This window comes from Paenibacillus sp. FSL R5-0766, from assembly GCF_037971845.1.
Taxonomy (GTDB): Bacteria; Bacillota; Bacilli; order Paenibacillales; family Paenibacillaceae; genus Paenibacillus.
In genome coordinates this window covers 5,688,774-5,709,010 of the sequence record NZ_CP150227.1, presented here as the reverse complement: position 1 = coordinate 5,709,010, position 20,237 = coordinate 5,688,774, and the positions used below count along the sequence as shown (strand labels likewise).

General features: G+C 47.0%; 17 protein-coding genes and 1 riboswitch. Of the genes, 15 read left to right on the top strand and 2 right to left on the bottom strand.

Annotated elements, in window-relative coordinates:
- Positions 1–81: 81 nt before the first annotated feature.
- From MKY66_RS24735 to MKY66_RS24710, 6 genes are all read left to right on the top strand, one after another.
- Positions 82–2,118: a penicillin-binding transpeptidase domain-containing protein gene (locus tag MKY66_RS24735; protein ID WP_076211025.1), complete on the top strand. Its 2,037-nt coding sequence runs from the start codon at positions 82–84 to the stop codon at positions 2,116–2,118.
- Positions 2,119–2,513: 395 nt separating this feature from the next.
- Positions 2,514–4,463, top strand: coding sequence for a penicillin-binding protein 2 (locus tag MKY66_RS24730; protein ID WP_179088519.1), 1,950 nt, complete (start codon positions 2,514–2,516; stop codon positions 4,461–4,463).
- Positions 4,464–4,699: 236 nt separating this feature from the next.
- Entirely contained in the window at positions 4,700–5,644 is a 945-nt protein-coding gene (locus tag MKY66_RS24725; protein ID WP_076211030.1) for a zinc ABC transporter substrate-binding protein, read from the top strand.
- Between the two features lie 31 nt (positions 5,645–5,675).
- A complete protein-coding gene (locus MKY66_RS24720) occupies positions 5,676–6,497 on the top strand; it encodes a metal ABC transporter ATP-binding protein (RefSeq protein ID WP_256704226.1) in 822 nt (273 codons plus the stop codon).
- A 3-nt stretch (positions 6,498–6,500) separates the two neighbouring features.
- Positions 6,501–7,460, top strand: coding sequence for a metal ABC transporter permease (locus MKY66_RS24715; RefSeq protein WP_076211032.1), 960 nt, complete (start codon positions 6,501–6,503; stop codon positions 7,458–7,460).
- Complete coding sequence (locus MKY66_RS24710) at positions 7,460–8,332, top strand: metal ABC transporter permease (protein ID WP_047841304.1); 873 nt, start codon at positions 7,460–7,462, stop codon at positions 8,330–8,332. The genes MKY66_RS24715 and MKY66_RS24710 overlap by 1 nt, the downstream gene beginning before the upstream one ends.
- 150 nt (positions 8,333–8,482) lie before the next feature.
- Here the strand turns inward: MKY66_RS24710 and MKY66_RS24705 are convergent, their stop codons facing one another.
- A complete protein-coding gene (locus MKY66_RS24705; protein WP_083657048.1) occupies positions 8,483–9,616 on the bottom strand; it encodes an SMP-30/gluconolactonase/LRE family protein in 1,134 nt (377 codons plus the stop codon).
- A 244-nt stretch (positions 9,617–9,860) separates the two neighbouring features.
- Here MKY66_RS24705 and MKY66_RS24700 point away from each other — a divergent pair, with 244 nt between their 5' ends.
- From MKY66_RS24700 to MKY66_RS24685, 4 genes are all read left to right on the top strand, one after another.
- Positions 9,861–10,556, top strand: a complete 696-nt coding sequence (locus tag MKY66_RS24700; protein WP_143760316.1) for a TetR/AcrR family transcriptional regulator — start codon at positions 9,861–9,863, stop codon at positions 10,554–10,556.
- Positions 10,557–10,856: 300 nt separating this feature from the next.
- A complete protein-coding gene (locus tag MKY66_RS24695; RefSeq protein ID WP_076211034.1) occupies positions 10,857–11,606 on the top strand; it encodes a Cof-type HAD-IIB family hydrolase in 750 nt (249 codons plus the stop codon).
- A gap of 54 nt (positions 11,607–11,660) precedes the next feature.
- Positions 11,661–12,101, top strand: coding sequence for a DUF456 domain-containing protein (locus MKY66_RS24690; protein WP_047841365.1), 441 nt, complete (start codon positions 11,661–11,663; stop codon positions 12,099–12,101).
- 61 nt (positions 12,102–12,162) lie between these two features.
- Entirely contained in the window at positions 12,163–13,791 is a 1,629-nt protein-coding gene (locus tag MKY66_RS24685; RefSeq protein WP_076211035.1) for a polysaccharide biosynthesis protein, read from the top strand.
- A gap of 202 nt (positions 13,792–13,993) precedes the next feature.
- Here MKY66_RS24685 and MKY66_RS24680 read toward each other — a convergent pair whose 3' ends face one another.
- Positions 13,994–15,280: a DUF2515 family protein gene (locus MKY66_RS24680; protein ID WP_076211037.1), complete on the bottom strand. Its 1,287-nt coding sequence runs from the start codon at positions 15,278–15,280 to the stop codon at positions 13,994–13,996.
- Between the two features lie 142 nt (positions 15,281–15,422).
- Between MKY66_RS24680 and MKY66_RS24675 the strand changes: the two genes are divergently transcribed.
- The 5 genes from MKY66_RS24675 to MKY66_RS24655 all read left to right on the top strand — a co-directional run bounded on the left by MKY66_RS24675 (position 15,423) and on the right by MKY66_RS24655 (position 20,187).
- Positions 15,423–15,767, top strand: a complete 345-nt coding sequence (locus MKY66_RS24675) for a thioredoxin family protein (protein WP_017692403.1) — start codon at positions 15,423–15,425, stop codon at positions 15,765–15,767.
- 518 nt (positions 15,768–16,285) lie between these two features.
- On the top strand, positions 16,286–17,209 hold the full coding sequence (locus MKY66_RS24670) for a heme A synthase (RefSeq protein WP_339806253.1): 924 nt from the start codon (positions 16,286–16,288) through the stop codon (positions 17,207–17,209).
- A gap of 165 nt (positions 17,210–17,374) precedes the next feature.
- A complete protein-coding gene (locus MKY66_RS24665; RefSeq protein WP_076211040.1) occupies positions 17,375–18,091 on the top strand; it encodes a Cthe_2314 family HEPN domain-containing protein in 717 nt (238 codons plus the stop codon).
- A gap of 136 nt (positions 18,092–18,227) precedes the next feature.
- Positions 18,228–18,369, top strand: a riboswitch (SAM riboswitch).
- A 126-nt stretch (positions 18,370–18,495) separates the two neighbouring features.
- The gene (locus MKY66_RS24660) at positions 18,496–19,527 is read left to right on the top strand and encodes a methionine ABC transporter ATP-binding protein (RefSeq protein ID WP_076211042.1); all 1,032 of its coding nucleotides are present in this window, start codon (positions 18,496–18,498) and stop codon (positions 19,525–19,527) included.
- Entirely contained in the window at positions 19,528–20,187 is a 660-nt protein-coding gene (locus MKY66_RS24655) for a methionine ABC transporter permease (RefSeq protein WP_047841298.1), read from the top strand.
- The last annotated feature ends 50 nt before the right edge of the window (positions 20,188–20,237 follow it).

Below are 20,237 nucleotides of genomic sequence, written 5' to 3'. Positions count from 1 at the left end.
ATATGACGACGTTGCCAGGTTATCATGCCGTTAAGAATTAGTTTGAGCGGTATGCATCAAGTCATGAAAGAGGTAGGATGGATGAAAAAACATTCCAATGAGAAGGATGAACTTACAGACAAACGGCGCTTCAGTTACCGAATGAACGTATTTTTCTTCGCTTCCTTTGTTATTTTTAGCGTTATTATTGTACGCTTGGCCTTTTTGCAATTCGTGGAAGGGCCTGAACTTAGCCAGGAAGAAGCAAGTAACATTACCAAGGATGTACCACTTCCTCCTGTGAGAGGCACAATCTATGATTCTACAGGGGAGGTGAAGTTGGCTTACTCCAAGCCCATTCAGTCTCTCTACCTGACGCTTTATAAAAACTATGGGGATGTTGATGGGAAACCGAGTCCTAACATAGGGGAAGTGCAGGATATTGCAACCCGGTTGCACGATGTATTTGAACAGTACAAGCTGAAGGATTCAGAGTCACTTACGGTGGAGAAAATTATTGAAGAGATGGACTTGAACTCCCGCAAAGCGAACGGTTTTATGCCACGTCTGATCAAGAGTGATCTGTCCGAGGAAGAAGTCGCTTATTTCCTGCAGCACAAGGACGAGTTCAAAGGTATTCAGATCGTCGAGGAGAGTGTACGTTTCTACGATCCAGATACGGTAGCGGTTCAGACCATCGGTTATCTGAAGAAGTTCAGAAGTTCGAAGTCCTTGGACAAATACAAAGAGGTGGACGAGGCCAATAAAACGCAAACGGATCCGGGTCTTGTGTATACGGAAAATGAATTTGTAGGCTTTGATGGACTGGAACTGCAATATCAGGATGCTCTCCGCGGCAAAAGCGGATATACATCCGTTGATGTTGATTTGCGTAACTTGCCTGAAGGTGTAGCAGGTTCTACCCCGCCGCAGAAAGGGTACGACCTGATTTCCAGCATTAACAAGAACGTTCAGGTGAAAACAGAACAGGCCATTCTGGATCAGTTGAGTTGGCTTCATCGGAATCCGGTTTCCGGTCGATTGCATCCAAATGCCAAGACCGGGTTTGCGGTTGCGATGGAAGTGGATACGGGGAAAATCGTATCTGCTGCCAGTATGCCGGACTATGATACCAACATCTGGAGAACAGGCAGTATCACAAATGATCAGTATGATGATATCAAATATGTGTATCAAAATGGTACGATTCGTTCATTCCCTCCGGATGACTCTAAAAAGCGAGCTGAATCGATCGTGTTACTCGGTTCCACCATCAAACCGCTTAGTGTCTTGATCGGTTTGAAAGAAGGTTTCTTCACTACCAATACGGTTTATTCGGATAGAGGTTCAACGACCTTTGGTGGGGACAATCGCAGAGTGCAGAACTCATCAGGGCATGTGTATGGTGCAATGTATCCTCGTGATGCGATTCGTCATTCCTCGAACGTATTCATGATTGATGAGATTGGGAAGAAGATGTACTCAAAATACGGTGCGACCGGAATTGACAAATGGGATGAATACATGAAGCAGTTCGGCCTTGGGGTATCTACAGGGGTTGATCTGCCGAATGAATTCCTGGGCATACGGGATTACATGAACGACACGGAAAGCTCGTTGACTCGTCTCGTGTATGGTTCCTTTGGACAGCAGGGAAAATACACAACCATGCAGTTAGCACAGTACACGACAATGCTGGCGAACAAAGGAAAGCGGATGGAGCCACAACTGGTTAGAGAGTTCCGGGATTCGGAAGGCAACGTGGTCGAGAAAGTAAAACCGAAGGTACTGAGCACGGTGGAGTTTAACGATGCCTACTGGAATGAAGTACAACGAGGCATGGCAACCGAGGTATCTGCATTTAGCGGATTCCCTTATGACTTTGCCAGAAAAACAGGAACATCGACACAGGTAGTAGGCGGTAAACTGGTGGATAACGGTGTATTTATCGCCTATGCACCACGTAATAATCCAAAGCTTGCTGTCGCTGTGGTTATCCCCGAAGGGGGCTTTGGATCGAGCAGTGCGGCTCCGGTTGCACGTGCGATCTTCGATGCCTATGACGAGGAATTCGGTCTCGACGGTGTACCGAAAAAAGACAAAAATAAAGATTCAGAATCGGGATCAGGCACACAGTGATGTGAGGCATTGGTTACAGAGGGGACCCTTCATGGGTCCTCTTTTTTGTTTTTACGTGGAGAATGGATCGTAAGAGTGAATTAATTAGTTGCATTAATATGTAACCATATGAGCTGTACCACGTTTATATAAGGGAAGGGTAAACGCGATCTGGGGAACGTGATAACGTTGATATGTCAGTGTTTACATTGGAATCGGTAGATGGGTTAGTGTAACGGTTCTGTTTACGAAAATGTAACCAAATATTGAAAGACGTGACAGCTAACCTTTGGTAGACTTGTATGAGAAAGGATTAAATATGGATTGAACACGTTCACAAGACGGATTAAATATTTTATTTTTATAGAGGAACGGGAGAGGCTTAAAACATGTTTAACCGATTGAGGAAGAAACCCATGACTGAAGAAGATACACCCGTCAACAAGCCTTCCACCGCAAGGCTGAATCTGTTTTTTTTCGCGGCATTTGTCATATTCAGTATCCTTATTTTCAGATTAGCCTTTGTGCAATTTGTGGAGGGTCCTGAACTGACGTATATGGAAACGAGTCGTAATACCAAAGACATTCCACTCGCACCTGTTCGTGGTCCCATCTATGATGCGACAGGGGAAGTCGCGCTCGCTTATTCCGAACCTGTACAGTCCCTGTATGTGCTGTTATATGAGGATTATCGGAATGATGAACGTAGACAGGAGGCAGAGGAACTGGCTCATGATCTGGCGGCTGTGTTTAAGCAGTTTAATCCAGGGGACAAAGAGCAGCCGGATGCGGAAGAGATCATCAAACGATTGGATCTGGATTACCAGAAAACGTTCGGGTATGTGCCGAGGCTTGTGAAGTCGGATCTATCGACTAAAGAAATTGCCTTTTTTATGGAGAAAAAAGCAGAATATCCAGGTGTTATGGTGCTGGAAGAAAACATAAGAAAATATGACCCGGATGGCGTAGCGGTTCAGGTTGTCGGTTACACAAGAGAGTTCAAACGGGCACCAGATTCCATTGCCAAATATAAGGCAATTCGCGAGGGGGCAAGTACCCAGCGTGATCCTGGTCTTGTGTACCATGAAGAAGAGAAGGTTGGCTTCGATGGGCTAGAGCTTCAATATCAGGAAGAACTCCGTGGACGAAGCGGATATCAGTCCATTGATATTGACGCACGTAATCTGCCAGATGGGACGATGTTACAAACACCACCGGAGAAAGGCTACAGTCTGGTTTCCACCATTAACAAGGAAATTCAGATGGCTGCACAAGAGGCGATAACGGACGAATTGCGCAGACTTCCCAAGGCAATTACCGGATACGCAGTAGCCATGGAAGTGGATACGGGGAATGTGGTAGCTATGGCAAGTATGCCAGATTATGATCCGAACGATTGGGATTATGACAAAATCAAATATGTATTCCGGAACGGAACCACTGAGTCGTTCCCACCGAATGATGCCAAGCCTAGTCGGGCGGAATCCGTTGTACTCCTTGGATCAGTAATCAAGCCGCTAAGTGTGCTTATTGGATTAAAAGAGGGATTATTTACAGCAGGAGAGACCTATCATGATCAGGGATATGCGGTTTTGGGGAAAGACGGGCGACAAGTGAAGAACTCGCATTCTGCGTATAATGGTTCTATTACGGCGAGAAGAGCGATTGAGAAATCCTCCAATGCCTTCATGATTGATATGGTGGGTAAACGTTTGTTACGTAATTATGGCTCAGAGAAAGGCATCGATGTCTGGCACAAACACATGCAGGAATTTGGCTTGGGTGTGTCTACGGGAGTAGATTTACCAAGTGAATACCTGGGTACACTGGAATATAAAAAGGATCATGAATCAGCTCTAACACGTTTGGCATTTGCCTCCTTTGGACAACAAGCCAAGTACACCACGATGCAACTCGCCCAATATACCACGATGCTTGCGAATAAGGGTAAACGGATGGAACCACATCTGGTGAAGGAAATTCGTGACGCGGACGGTAATGTGGTGAAAGAGATCAAACCTAAGGTGCTCAATGAAGTTGATTTTGCCGATGCGCACTGGAATGAAGTGCACAAAGGTATGGTTACCAAAGTAAGTTCATTTGACGGTTTCCCATACGATTATGCACGGAAAACAGGAACATCAGAGCAGGGGACCGGACCGAACAAAAAAGAGAATGGTGTATTTATTGCCTTTGCACCACGAGATAATCCGAAGCTTGCTGTAGCTGTTGTTGTACCGGAAGGTGGATTCGGGTCAGTCAGTGCTTCACCGATTGCACGTAAAATTTTCGATGCATATGATGAAGTGTATGGTCTCGATGGAACGCCGAAAGGTAAGAAAGACGAAGGAAAAGACAAAGAGTAATGCAAAAGAACCTCGCGGAAGTTAGCTCTTTTAACATCGTGACCGAAAGGTTTATGAAGTGAATTAAATATATTTGGACAGGCAGGGGAAATAATCCCTTGCCTTTTTTTTTGGCTTCGGATAAAATTTGCACAAGGGAAACATTATTAGTCTTGATTAAAATTTAATACCTTGTACAACAAAATTAGATGTAGACAAGTATTTTAGGAGAGGGAAAGGGGACGATTGAATTGTTAATGGTGAAAATGAGGAGTATTCAGAGGGGGGTCATTACGCTAGCGGCTCTGGTTCTGGTTATTGTACTTACGGCATGTTCCAGTGATGCAGAGACGAGCAGTGGTGGCAAGTTACAAGTAACCGCTACAACGGGAATGATCGCTGATGTAGCACGTGAGGTAGGCGGGGTATATGTTGATGTTACCGGGCTAATGGGCCCGGGAGTTGATCCCCACTTGTACAAGGCATCCCAAGGTGATATTCGCAAGCTGGAACAAGCAAAAGTCATTTTCTATAATGGACTGCATCTTGAAGGCAAAATGACAGACATTTTGGAGAAAATGTCCTCAAGCAAGCTGGTTACTGCTGTTACAGAGACTATTCCAGTCGAGGAGTTACACTCAGGCAAAGATACAGGCGGCACCGAATATGATCCACACGTCTGGTTTAACGTCAGCCACTGGATGCATGCGGCAGAAGCCGTACGCGATACGCTCGTGGAGGCGGACCCGGGCCATGCGGAAGAGTACAAGGCTCAGGCAGAGGCGTATCTGGCGAAGCTCGAAGCACTGGATGCCGAGGTGCGTGAGAAGATTCTGGAGATTCCGGAAGCAAGCCGGGTATTGGTTACGGCGCATGATGCATTTGGATATTTCGGTCAGGCTTATGGCATGAAAGTGATGGGGCTTCAGGGCATCAGTACAGCAGCCGAATATGGTGCAAAAGATGTTAGCGAACTGCGGGATTATCTCGTAGATAACCATATCAAAGCAGTATTTGTTGAATCGAGTGTACCTGCAAAAGCGATGGAAGCCATCATTGCCGGAGCAGCTCAAAAAGGCCATACGGTCAGCATTGGCGGAGAACTGTTCTCGGATGCCATGGGGGCTGAGGGAACGGAAGAAGGCACATACATCGGTATGATTCGCCACAATGTTGAGACGATTGTAGAAGCACTGAAATAATGAATCACATGAAGAGAGGAGTTACAGGATTATGGAAGATACAACTTTATTGGAACAAACTCCTAAGAAACTGAACAATAGTCACTTGCAGGGAACGCAGCCAACATCGGCTCCTCTCAGTGTGAGGGATCTGGCCGTTGCGTATCACAAAAAGCCGGTGCTTAGCAGCGTATCCTTCGATATTCCGGAAGGACAGCTCATCGGAATTCTCGGACCAAATGGTGCAGGGAAATCAACACTGATCAAAGCGGTTCTGGGACTGGTACCGAAGATGCATGGTGAGGTACGGATCTTCGGACAATCGTACAGGGAGCAACGTCGCCGCATCGGTTATGTGCCCCAACGGGAATCGGTGGACTGGGATTTCCCTACACATGCGCTCGATGTGGTGATGATGGGACGGTATGGTCATCTGGGCTGGTTCCGTCGTCCGGGGAAAAAGGAGCGGGACTTGGCGGCACACTGCCTGGAGCAAGTAGGCATGGGCGACTACATGTACCGCCAGATCAGTCAGCTGTCCGGTGGACAGCAGCAGCGTGTCTTTCTGGCACGGGCACTGGTGCAGGACGCAGATCTTTATTTCATGGATGAGCCGTTTGCAGGTGTGGATGCTACAACGGAGAAAGCTATCATTTTACTTCTGGAACAGCTGAAGAAACAAGGCAAGACGGTACTGGTCGTTCACCATGATCTGGCGACAGTTGAGGAATACTTCGACCATGTGCTGCTGCTCAATGGACGACTGGTGGCTGGCGGACCGACAAGTGAAGTATTTGTACCGGATACACTGCAAGAGACGTACGGAGGCCGGATTGCGATGATCGGAAGCCGGACGGAGAAAGGCCAGGTGTAGTGCATGTGGAACTGGATCATTGCCATCTTATCTGACCCCAATACACGTTGGATATTGCTTGGCTGTCTGTTGTTAGGATTCAGTAGCGGAATTATTGGCTCCTTCACCTTTCTTCGTAAACAGAGCCTGATGGGGGACACCCTTGCTCATGCTGCTCTGCCCGGAATCTGTATTGCGTTTATGTTAACGGAAACGAAGTCCGTAGGCTTATTTCTGTTCGGTGCTCTGGTGTCTGGCATTGTGGCTACATTTGGAATTTCGTGGATTACACGTTACTCCCGGATCAAGCAGGATGCGGCGATGGGGATCGTGCTGACCGTATTTTTCGGGGTTGGCGTAGTCATGCTTACGCGCATTCAGCATGGGGCGAGTGGAAGTCAAAGCGGACTCGATAAATATTTGTTTGGACAGGCGGCATCCATGGTCATGACGGATGTATATGTCATGGGGGGTGTATGTCTCATATTACTGATTGCCTGTCTTGTCTGGTTCAAGGAATTCAAACTGGTGAGTTTTGACCCGGGCTTTGCACGTGGTATGGGACTGCCAGTTGCGATGTTGGAGCAACTCATTTTGCTCCTAACGGTGATCGCGGTGGTGGCCGGGATTCAGGCCGTTGGTGTCGTGCTTGTTGCGGCCTTGCTGGTAACTCCGGCAGCAGCTGCACGTTGCTGGACTGACTCACTCGCACTCATGGTGTTGCTCGCTGGCATATTTGGTGCATTGAGCGGAGCAACAGGAACCATCTTCAGTACGCTTGTACCTAATCTGCCGACAGGACCTGTAACGGTTCTTGCGGCTACGGTATTGTTTGCCGGATCAGCTTTGTTGGCTCCACGTCGTGGACTTTTAGCTCGACGGTTGCGAAGTATTCAGGCAAAGTCGGCATATATGCGTGAAGAGCGAGCTACACTTCAGATTCTCGCCGCACAGCGAAATCAGCAGGAACGGGGGGAGATGTAATGGCAACGTTTTGGATTATTTTGACGGCCGTATTGGTTTCTTCCGCCTGCGCCATTCTGGGTTGTTTTCTGATTCTGCGGCGAATGGCTCTGGTTGGTGATGCGATCAGCCATGCGGTTCTCCCCGGTATCGCGATTGCTTTCCTGTGGAGCGGTTCCAGAGATTCGTTATGGATGCTGCTCGGCGCAACGGTGTTTGGATTACTGACGGTGTTCTTCATACAGAGTTTGCAGGCAGGTGGACTGTCGTCTGATGCCTCGATCGGAATTGTGTTTACAGCACTTTTCGCAGTAGGAGTCATTCTGATTAGTTTGAACGCCCAGCATATTGATCTGGATCTGGACTGTGTCTTGTTCGGAGAGATCGCTTATGTACAGTGGGATACACTAACCCTTGGAGGTACCGATGTCGGTCCGAGGGCAGTCTGGATGCTGGGTATCACTTTGCTAGTCATCCTCGTCGTTATTGGGCTGTTCTACAAACAGTTCAAGCTGTGTGCCTTCGATCCGGCGCTGGCTGCGGCCTGCGGCATTCCAGTAGTGCTGTTCCACTATCTGCTCATGGGACTTGTTTCGATGACGTCCGTAGCTTCATTTGAAAGTGTTGGTTCGATTCTCGTGGTGGGCATGCTGATCGTACCAGCGGCGACGGCTTACCTGCTCACTGATCGTCTGGGCAAAATGATTCTGTATGCCGTCCTAATCGGAGCAGCATCTTCGGTTGGAGGTTACATCATGGCATACGCCCTGGATGCTTCCATTGCGGGCTGCATGGTAGCTGTTGCTGGAATTCTGTTTGTTCTTGCACTGCTGCTGTCACCGAAACATGGCATCGTATTCCGTTACGCTCGTCGCAAATTCGCGGCAAGGTAATTCGTAGAGATTGTTAGCCGCCTGCTTTCCAGGCGGTTTTTTATGATTGGAATGTGAACTAAGAAAAATTCAATAGCAGCCCCTCCTGCTGGAGTGAGCTGCTATTGGGATGCCTAAAGGTGGCAACGAGGTAGATGAATATAACAATCCTTACGGTTTCAAAGGCACCCGATGAACCCCTTGGCTTCCTCCCGGTGCGGTTCCGAGATACACATATTTCCCTTGGTTTACGGCCGTGGTGATGCCATACAATGTTCCTTCTGGATCATGCCAACTACGAATAAGCTCTCCTTCTGGTCCATATTCTGCAACAAGTCCGTGTTTCACTGGGGCACTGGCTCCATTTAACAAGGACTGTGGAACTTTGGACATCGTCGCTGCTAACCAAGGGTGACTATGCATGTAATCGGCAAAAGACAGACGGGTTGTGAATACCCCTACCCAGAAGTGTCCCTCTGCGTCACGGGTGATATTGTCCGGAAACCCAGCCAGATTCTCCGCAAAAATATCAGAGGTGCCTTGTTTGGGACCCTTCAACCAGTACCTGGTCAACTGGTAATGATACGATTCTGCGACTAGCACGAAGTCTTCTTCGGCAGACAGTACCACCCCATTGGCAAAATATAAATCCTTAAGCAGAACGGTCGTCTGCTTGGTCAGTGGATCATATTTCAACAATCGTCCATGCGGTTTATTCTCGGCAATTTCTTTGAACATGACTTTGCCATAGTTAGAGGTATCGGAGAAATAAATCGATCCGTCTTGCGCGATGTCCAGTTCGTTCGCCAGGTAGATCGGCCCCCCATCTACTTCAGTGGTTAGTACTTCGATGTTTCCGTTCGGGTCAATGGACAGGAGCCCTTTCTGAATATCCGCCACAATCAAATTTCCGGCAGCATCAAATTTTAGGCCGTTAGGTGTTCCATGGGTATCAGCGAATACCTCTGCTGGCTGTGCCTTGTCTTCGGCGTCAAAGGTTACTCTGTAGATTTTGCCGTCGGAGTCACCCGTATACAGTCGCCCTTCTTTGTCAAAAGTGATAAATTCCGGGAACTTCGCGCGGTCGGTAACCAATTCAGCGGAGCTAAGTTTGTTGTTCTCTTTCCAGGGACCCTCCTTCTCAAAAGAAGGAGCAGCAGGTGCAGACCAAACAGCGGGTTCTACCGGGGCGGGCATTAGCAGGAATACAACGATTCCCAGCACAATTACCCCTAGCAGAGTCAGGCTCCATTTACGAATTTGTTGACAAGTGGAGCGTTTGCGTTGTTTTTGTTCTGTTGACATATTAATCCTCCTAAATACACTGTTTCTTTTGGGGAACAACGTTACCGAAACTCCAAAAAAATAAAAATGAACTTATGACCATTCTCGGTAACGTTGTTTCCTATAAGAATCATAGTAACCAAAAGAAAACGATTGTGTCAAATTCTTTTTTTTATCATGACTTCATTGACAACTTTTCTGCTAATGGTTAGAATGCCTGTTAGAAGTCGGAAACTTTGTTTCCGGTCAGAAACGTGATAACTAAATGAAGGTGATCCTTATCAGTAACGTAGACAAACCCTCACTATCCAAGGGGCGGGCATTAAAAACATATCAGCAAGCTCGCCTGCAAAACACGGAAAATCTCCGTAAGCTTGTGGTTGATGCGGCTGCAACCATTTTGCAGGATGAAGGGCCGGAGGCTGTTACTGTACGCAGAGTATCGCAAAAGATGGGCTGCTCCACCAAGATCATTTACAGTTTGTTTGTCAATAAAGAGGGTCTGGCCCAGCAGTTGTATCTGGAGGGCTGCAAATTGCTCGCCACGCGTATGGAAGAAGTGCCGCCGTCCTCTGACTTCTCGCAGCATTTACTGGATTTGGGGGAAGCCTTCTGGCAGTTTGCGCAGGATTATATTAGCTACTATAAGCTGATGTTCGGAGGGGCTTTTGCAGAGTTCAAGCCGGATGCAGAGAGTATGCAGGGAACGATGACTGCCATACACCGCTTGCTGATTCTAATTAGCACTGCCCAGAAGCAAGGACAGATTTCGGACCAGCAAGAGACCGAAACTCTTGTCAGTACTATATGGGCATCGCTGCACGGTGTAATCCACCTGCATATGAGCGGGTTCCTTGGTGATGTAAAGGCAGCCCATAGCGTATATAAACAAACCATGAATTTGATGTCCCAATCCTTGTTTGCAGTATCCAAGCCAGACAGAGGAGCGGACAGGGGATAATTGGATTTAATCTTGGCTACAGGTTAGGCAGGGAAATAGGCAGATTGACTAAGGTTAAGCTAAAAGCGGTTCATCTGTAGGAGATGGATCGTTTTTTTATTTAGGAAATTATATATTACATAAAATGTAATAACTTCGAAGTTTAATCCTGAGCGGGTTATTTTGTTGCAGGTCGACGATCTGTGTTAAAATGTCGTTAGCTGTGACGTCCGGAGCGTCCGTTTTTACAGATGCCGGGCGATCTTGTTGTGAGTTTAAAATTAGGGAGAAATAGAGAGACAACCTAGGAGGAACTACTGTATGAGTGAACTGAAATACAAATTGCTTGCATTGGATATGGATGGAACATTACTTAACGATAATCATGAAATTACACAGGAGACCGCCAAGTGGATTCAGATTGCCATTCGTCGGGGTGTACATGTGTGCCTTTCTACGGGAAGAGCCGTATTCCATGCGATGCCTTATGCGGTCCAGCTTGGGCTGGAGACACCGATGGTAACCGTTAACGGTAGTGAAGTCTGGAAAGCACCGCATGATCTGCATATGCGTCATCTGATGGACCCGGCATTGATTCGTAAAATGCAGGAAATCGGTGAGAAATATAACAGCTGGTACTGGGCATACTCCGTGGAAGAGCTGTTCAACCGTGACCGTTGGACGGACAATATTGAAGGTCTGGAATGGTTGAAATTCGGCTTTAATACCGAAGTGGATGAAGCTCGTCACCAGATCATGATGGAACTGCAACAAATGGGTGGTCTGCAGATGACGAATTCTTCACCTGTTAATATCGAGATCAACCCTGCTGGAATATCCAAAGCCAGTGGTGTAGCTGAGGTTTGCAAACTGCTGGGTATCGAGATGTCCGAAGTTGTTGCTGTCGGAGACAGTCTGAATGATCTGGCTGTCATTGAGGCGGTGGGTCTGGGTGTAGCAATGGGCAATGCGCAGGAGCAGGTCAAGGAAGCGGCTGATCTGATCGTAGCGAGTAACAATGAAGACGGTATTGTTGAAGTGATCCGTGAACATATTTTGAAGGGGGAGTAACCTTTGCTCGCAACCATTGCCTGGATTTTAATTGTGCTGCTGTTTGCAGTGGGGATGGCTGGAACGGTATATCCCATATTGCCTGGTGCTGTAGCGATTTTCTTTGCGTTTCTGGTCTACGGCTGGTTCTTCAGCTTTGATCCGTTTGGTGTGTGGTTCTGGATCATTCAGATTCTGATTGTTGTTGTGTTGTTTGTGGCTGATTATGTCGTCAGCGCATGGGGTGTGAAGAAGTTCGGTGGCTCCAAGTTATCGACCACGCTGAGTACCATTGGTGTTATCATTGGTCCATTTGTCATTCCGGCATTTGGACTGGTACTGGGACCATTTATCGGTGCTTTTATCGGGGAACTGATCGGAGGGTCTTCACCTTCCAAAGCGTCGAAAGTTGGATTTGGTTCCGTCGTGGGGCTATTTACGAGTACTGTGATGAAAATTATTTTGCAAATCGTCATGATTGTTCTGTTTATTATCTGGGTGGTAAGATTCGCCTAAACGTTCAGGATTAGCTTCAACGGGATGCACGTCCGGTGTGGAGGAAAGAAGGGGAATTCGTTTGTCTAAGAAAGAAACATTCATTAGGGGTACGCTCATACTGGCGGCCGCTGCGCTGATCGCAAGAGTACTCGGATTGGTTCAACGGGTGCCGCTGGAGCATATCCTCGGCGATATCGGTAACGCATCGTTTACCATCTCCAATACGGTTTATTTAATGCTGTTAACTGTAGCAACGGCGGGCATACCGAGTACTCTAAGTAAAATGGTATCGGAACGCTATGCGCTCGGACGCGCGGGTGAAGCTCAACAGATCTACCGTGCAGCCCTGATCTTTGCGGCTGTTGCCGGGGTAGTCATGTCTGCTTTATTGTGGTTCGCGGCACCTTATTATGCTACGTATATCTCCAAAGTACCGGAGTCGGTCAGCGCCATTCGCGCCTTGGCTCCAGCCTTGCTGCTGTTCCCGGCCATTGCGATGATGCGTGGATATTTCCAGGGACGCGGCAATATGACAGCGGGTGGTATTTCACAGATTGTGGAACAGTTCGCCCGTGTAGGTACAGCCATTATCGTGGCTTATGTCATGCTGCAATGGAATTATGATGACCAGACGATTGCTGCGGGTGCCTCATTTGGTGGGGTATTAGGAAGTGTGGGTGCCTTCGGAGTCATGTTGTACTTCACCTTGAAGCTGCGTCGTAGCGACCGTGCTGCCCAATTGAATTACGAGCGTGCAGAGCAGTTACCAATGCGAGGTATCTACAGTGATATCTTCAAGCTGTCTATTCCAATTGTGCTGTCTTCACTTGCGGTTCCAGCCATTAACTTCATCGACTCATCCCTTGTGGTACCACTGCTTAGTGGCCAGATCGGACTCGAAGAAGCGACTGGTGTACTTGCGATCCTGGGTGCGAAAGCCCAAAGTATTGCGGGTATTCCTCCGATTCTGGCGATCGCTTTGAGTCAATCATTGGTGCCTGTCATATCGGCAGCATTTGCCCGCAAGGATGAAGCGCATCTGAAAAGTCAGGTTACACTTGCCTTGCGCATTTCGATTCTGACAGGTATGCCGATTGTCATTGCACTTTGTGCGGCAGCATATTCGGTCAACGGATTGCTGTTTAGCAATCTGGATGGAACACCGATCATTGCCTTGCTGACATTCGGTACTATTTTCCAGATTACGATGATGACCACCAACTCCATTTTACTCGGGGTAGGGAAACCGCGGATTACGATGATCAGTGTCGCAGCAGGTGTTGTGATCAAACTGATCGCAAGTCTGATTCTGGCGCCGATCTTTGGCATTTACGGCATCATCATTGCAACAGCCCTTTGTTTCCTGGTCATCACGTACCTGAATTTGCGGGTCCTTCGCAAAATCGTTGATTTCTCCATCATGGGAGATCGTTGGAAAGGATTTATCATTACAGTGTTGCTTGCAGCAGGTGTAGGATTTGCAACGAACTGGATTGGCAATACGATCTTTGGACTGTTCCTGCCAGCGCGTGTATCCTTCTTGTTTACCTGCCTTGTGGTTGGTGTGCTTGTTGTTGTGGTGTATCTGGTTCTCATGGTTGTGCTGCGTGTACTGCGCAAGGACGAACTGGGCAGTTACCCTCGTATTCTGCAAAAAATTCTTCGTCCACTTATGCGTCTTCAACGTGGAGCTGGGCAAAGAGGTTAAACATGCAAGGAGCATCATTCAAGCATTAATATTTTGTGATAATAGGATACAAGCTCTGTCTGCTATTGAAGCGGACAGGGCTTTTTGTATAGTTAAAATGAGCTGATCGACTGAGCTCGACATTAGCCTCGCAAGCAAGCATTAGCGGTACATCGGGGTATTCACATCACCCGTCTTTGCCTGCTCTATGTGGTCTTTAGCATTAGTGTGTGATGGCTTTAGCATCATGAGCCAGTGCTGTTTTCAGCATGCCATACCGGTGTTCGTGACTCATCTCAAACAGCCATGGCCGACGCGGTGCCGTCAGATAACCGAGACAATCTCGAGTCTGAAGCCAGTCCTGTCTGGTGATTGGTTCATAAGGCGTGTCCCCCCATACGGAAAGCAGTTCCGGACTATATAATCGTTGCCCTTCTGGAAGCCATTCCTCATCCAGTAACGCCTGAGCGTATAATGTATGTTCACCCGCCTCGTCTTCACGCTGGGTAAACAGGCCAGGCCAATATTCAGCGCGCGAGCCACGATGGGGAACCAAACGTGCGAACTCCAACACTTGTGTGTGTACTTGCTCTACGCCAAACAACAGGGCATATAGGCCTTTGCCAAACAGGATCCGCTCATCCAATTTGCCAAAATGTTCAATGACGCGTCCTGCGAGTCCTGCTCCCCGTCCAAGAGGAAAGACGATATGATTCAGACCGGCCAGATTATGCAGATGGAATGCGGGTTTGGATAGTACTTCTTTTTGAAAATAAGGATGCTGCACCACCCGGCTCTCGATATAGTTCTGCTCATTGATAATTAATGCCACACTAAGCAGTGAACTGCATCGTTCCAGCCAAAAGCGTTCCCAAAACGGTGTCATAAACGCCGATACGTGAAAGTGCGACAAGAGATGGAAACAGCTTCGTCCGATCCGGCGACTGTTCATATACAGCAGAAGCTGGGGATAGGCATCCTGGAAAATGAGTGCATTGCACCGCTCCAGCAGTCGGTACATATGCTCGCGATCGCTTTGATTCTGTAGATTATGCATTAAGTCACTCTGAAGATCTGTCATGTGATATCCGCCGTTACGAGAGACCATATGGGCCAGCAGTGCCCAATGCAGTTCGGGATATTGCTCATAACATTCCAGATAGGCTGCCGTGCGGGTGATATTACTCCGATTGTGCTCCTGGGTCAGTGTCTTAATCTCTTCCAAGATGATGCAATCTTCTTCGCAGACGAGTGCGCTTTGAACCTGGTCCGTGCGTGCAAAAGACTTGCTGCTGGCAGGTAACAAACGCTCCACCTCAGACTGTAAGGCAGCTGCCGTATCTGTATCCCACTCGATGTCACGCAAAGGGTGACGAAGCTGTGCAGAAGCTTGCCATGCAGCCTGTTTGCCACGCCAGATTTCCCGGGCAGCACCCGGAATGGAACGGACCATCTGCAGGAGGGACCCGTGATGTTGTTCGCTGGAAGAATCGGTTCTGGTGGAAGTCATGATGTGACATCCTTTCATGATGTTCTGGGTTTAAATTTACAGACCATGTGGTGTATTCTAAGTATGCGCTGATTATTTGACTTCCACTCGCCAATTTGCTTCACTTAGGGTAAGACAAGGTACAGAAAGGGAGATGAACTGAATGGAACAGATTACTTCCAAACCTGCTTTTGATGTAGCCATCCAATCCCCACGTTTGACGATTGCCGTATTCAAGGCAGACTGGTGTGGTGATTGCAAATACATCGATCCGTTTATGCCTGAGGTTGAAGAGAAATATGCACGTGAACTGACCTTGATTGAGGTCGACGTGGATCAGGTTGGGACGGTTAGTGAAGAACAGAATATTCTTGGCATCCCAAGCTTTGTGGCGTATACAGATGGCCGTGAACTCGTACGGTATGTGAACAAGCTGCGCAAGTCGAGAGAAGAGATTGAGCAGTTCCTGGATCGCGCAGTTGAAGTGTACAACACGATCCATAAATAATGTTATATAAGTTCGATAAATGAATATTTACACAGACACTCCGATGACAGAATAACCTTTTGATCGCTGTTATCCCCAGATTTCTTTGATCCCTTTTATAAAGGGGAAATCCGGGGATAAAGGCGAACGCTTCGCTTCTTCAGGCTATTTCTGTCCTCTCCGTTATTGTGTAAATGTTTCATTGAACTTATATAAAAGTATGACAGGTTCATGTTGTAAAAGGGTATACTAGATGAAACGCCATTTCTCTTGAAATAGGGAAATGGCGTTTGTGTGTTCAGAATTCTGTTTAAGACACAATTCAACTGGCATATCCTTCAATTACATAACCCCAATGACCTGCTGGTCATTATTTCACCAGACGTTAACATTTTGTCACAAAGCGCGACGTCAATGAACATTTTATCCGGTATAATGAATTTAGTTGTGAAATAAGTGTCAAAGTACCGAAACAAGCGGAGAATATTCTTCGCCATCTTAAACCAACAGCGGGTGAGAAAAAATTGAAACACTTAACTTTGTTTAAATGGTTAACCGTATTAACCTGTCTTGTCATGTTTCTGGCCACTTTTGGTGGAGGCATCGTAACCAAAACGGAATCAGGCCTTGGCTGCGGAACAGAATGGCCTTTATGTAACGGAAAACTCGTTCCCGCACATACTGTGGCTTCACTCATTGAATATTCCCATCGCGCTGTAAGTGCACTGGCTGGACTGTTGTCCATTGCCTCGTTTGTGGCTTTTCTGCGGTTTGGCAAATCACGCCGTGACCTGCAATTGTTTTCTTTCTTAACTCTGGTATTTGTTATCGTCCAGGGAATCATGGGGGCTTTTGCCGTAGTCTTCTCCCAATCTTCAGCAGTCATGGCACTGCATTTCGGCTTTGCACTGATTGCTTTTGCCAGTTCCCTAATGATGGCGCTGGGCATAAGGCAGGAGGCCAAAGATGGCGGATTGGAGCGCCTGAATAAATACCCTCGGGTCACTAAAAAATTCAGGAATCTGGTCTGGTTCTCCACCATTTACACATATCTCGTGGTATACACGGGTGCATTTGTGAGCCACACGGATTCTGCCGGTGGATGTTCCGGATTTCCGCTCTGTAACGGGCAGATTATTCCTGAGCTTTCGGGTGGGGTAGCGGTTGCTTTTGCTCACCGTGCAGCAGCTGCGTCGCTCGTGATTGTTATCGCAATCCTGGGTCACTTCGCTTACCGTAATCATCCGGACAACAAGGAAATGCGTACTCTGGGTGTGGTATCCGTTGTTCTCATTCTGATGCAAGTAGTCATTGGTATTTTCATGATGGTGACAATGAACCGTCCGGAAGTATACATGTTCGTAGCTCTTGCTCATATGCTGGATATCGCCATATTGTTCGGAGTCTTAACGTATATGAGTTTCCTGGTGTACAAGCTGCATCGCCCGGCTAATCGTTTTTAAATATGAAAGTCCACCATCCAGTGATGTACATCATTGGACAGGTGGACTTTGTTTGATGTCAGGGGGATCAGGGCAACCTATGGCAAGCAGCAATTACACGGAATGGATGATGTGTTACGTTTACGGTGATGAATTCTTGTTGATTTGGAAAAGAGGAGGTTAGATATGCTGCGAACGTTGTTGGGGGAAAAGCCACGTATAAACGAAGGTAAATTGAAGGCAGCGATGGACGCAATGGCGCATACGCTTGAGCTATTTCAACGACAAATGCATGTGGACCATGATCCCACGCATGACTATCGGAAACTGTATGTGTGGACTCAGGGACTCATCTCCTCACTGGATGAACTGGAGCAAAGCAGTTTCGCTGCTGCTCATTTTCGTAAAAAGGTCGTTGCAGGTTCAACGGATGATATGACGCCGACTGAAAAAGCCGAGTATGCCCGATATGTTTATTTCTACAAAGATGGCTTTATCCGCTGCTTTGCCATTCTGGATAAAGTGGGCACGGTATTAAATGAAATATTCCAGCTGAATACTTCCAATACCAAAGCGCATTTTTCTTATTTTACGGTGTTAAGGCAGTTCGATTATGCGAGGGAGCATCATGATCTTGCGTTGCAATTAATACAGATCAAGGACTCTTATCGTGAACCGATGAGCAAGCTGCGCAAGCGACGTAATATGGAAATTCACTACATGAACTCAGAAATGCACGATGACCTGTGGCAGTTACACCAGACCTTGCAAGGTAAAGTGAAATTGGAGGATCTGAATCAGCATGTGCAGGAAATGCGTCAGGGCGTGGATATGGTCTGTGAAACGTTAACAGCCTCTTATCGTTATATCAACAAAATATGGAAAAGAAATAATTCCCTTTGACAAATCGGAATACTTGGAATATACTGAGTTTCAATCAGAATGTTACAGTGACAAAGATTGAACTGATATTTCAAAAGTTACGTTCACATTATAAAGCATAAACTACATGAACTTATAAAATCCTACAACAACATATTTCTTATCGAGAGCGGCGGAGGGACAGGCCCGATGAAGCCCGGCAACCGATTTGTAACGACATGATACATGTATCATTCGTTATAGATGTTAGGTGCTAATTCCTACAAAATGGTGCGAGACACGATTTTGGCAGATGAGAAGGTATATTCTTTCACGTAAAGAGCCCTCTTTGTATCTGCAAAGGGCTCTTTTTTTGTACTTTAAGGGGAGTTTTCCTTTAGATCGGGTAAAGATACATGTAGGTGGTTGGAAAGGGGCAAGTGCGATTGATTGAATTAAAAGGTTTAACGAAAACGTACGGCAAAGGGGCAAAATCTACAACAGCGTTGTCCGAGCTGAATTTGAGCATCCAAAAGGGTGAAATCTACGGAGTGATTGGCCATTCCGGAGCGGGCAAAAGCACATTGATTCGCTGTATTAATTTGCTGGAACGGCCTACGGAGGGTGAAGTATGGGTTGACGGAATCAACCTGACTGAACTGAGCAAAACCGAATTGCAGCAACAGAGACGCAAAATCGGGATGATTTTTCAACACTTTAATCTGTTATCCTCGGCAACGGTATATGACAATGTAGCTTTTCCACTAAAACTTGTGAATACACCCAAGGAAGCCATTGATCGCAAAGTGAAGGAAATGCTGGCACTGGTTGGTCTGGAGCACCATAGCAGCAAATATCCGGCTCAATTATCGGGTGGCCAGAAACAACGTGTAGGGATTGCGAGAGCACTTGCAAGTGATCCGAATGTACTTCTCTGTGATGAGGCTACTTCGGCACTTGATCCGCAGACGACCAATTCAATCCTGAAGTTATTGCTCGACATTAACGAAAAGTACAACCTTACGATTGTGCTGATTACACATGAGATGCATGTCATTCAGAACATCTGTGACAAGGTGGCTGTCATTCATCAAGGCGGCATTGTGGAACAGGGACCTGTAACAGAAGTGTTCCTGAAGCCGCAACATGCGATTACGCGGGACTTTATGATGCGTGACCATGAAGCTGGACTTGCTCTGGAAGAGACCGCTCTGGCGAATGGCGTTGAATTGCAGGCAGGTGTTGCTTCCAAACTTGTGAAGATATCTTTTCTGGGTAACAAAACATATGAAGCGATTTTGTCCAGAACGGTACGTAAAACGGGAGTGGATTTTGCCATCCTGCAAGGTACAATCTCTACGATCAAACAGGTTCCTTATGGACAGCTGACCGTTCGGTTAGAGGGTGATTCATATGCGATTGATCGGACGATATCAGAACTAACCGCTGAGGGACTTGATGTGGAGGTGCTTCGTTAGATGGATTTTTCAACCGTACGTTGGGAAGAGGTTGGTAAAGCTTCCATAGAGACACTGCAAATTTTGGGTGTATCAGGCTTGTTCACCGTAATTTTTGGTTTACCGCTCGGAGTACTGCTGTTCATGACAGCTCGATCTGCTTCGATCAAATCACGGACGGTGTACATTATATTGTCCTTGATTGTGAATATTTTGCGCTCAGTCCCATTTATCATATTGATTGTTGCTCTTATTCCATTCACTCGTTCACTCGTCGGTACAGCTACAGGAGTGTTAGGTGTTATACCACCTTTAGTTATTTCAGCAGCTCCTTACTTTGCTCGATTGGTGGAGACGACATTGCGAGAAGTTGATCGGGGTGTCATTGAAGCGGCACAGTCGATGGGTGCATCGACCGGACAGATTGTAAGACGGGTATTACTGCCTGAAGCTTTACCTGGTTTGGTTGCTGGGATAACCATTACCATCGTTACGCTTGTCTCTTACACCGCGATGGCGGGTATGGTTGGTGGTGGAGGTCTAGGAACGTTGGCAATCAACTATGGGTATTATCGTTATCAAAATGAAATCATGATCATATCCGTAGTGTCGATGATCATTCTAGTGCAAATTCTCCAGATGGCTGGAGATCGCTTGGTTACATTTTTCACCAGGAAATAACACATAGATAACATGATGGTTATGCAATAATGCGGACGCCACATGACAAA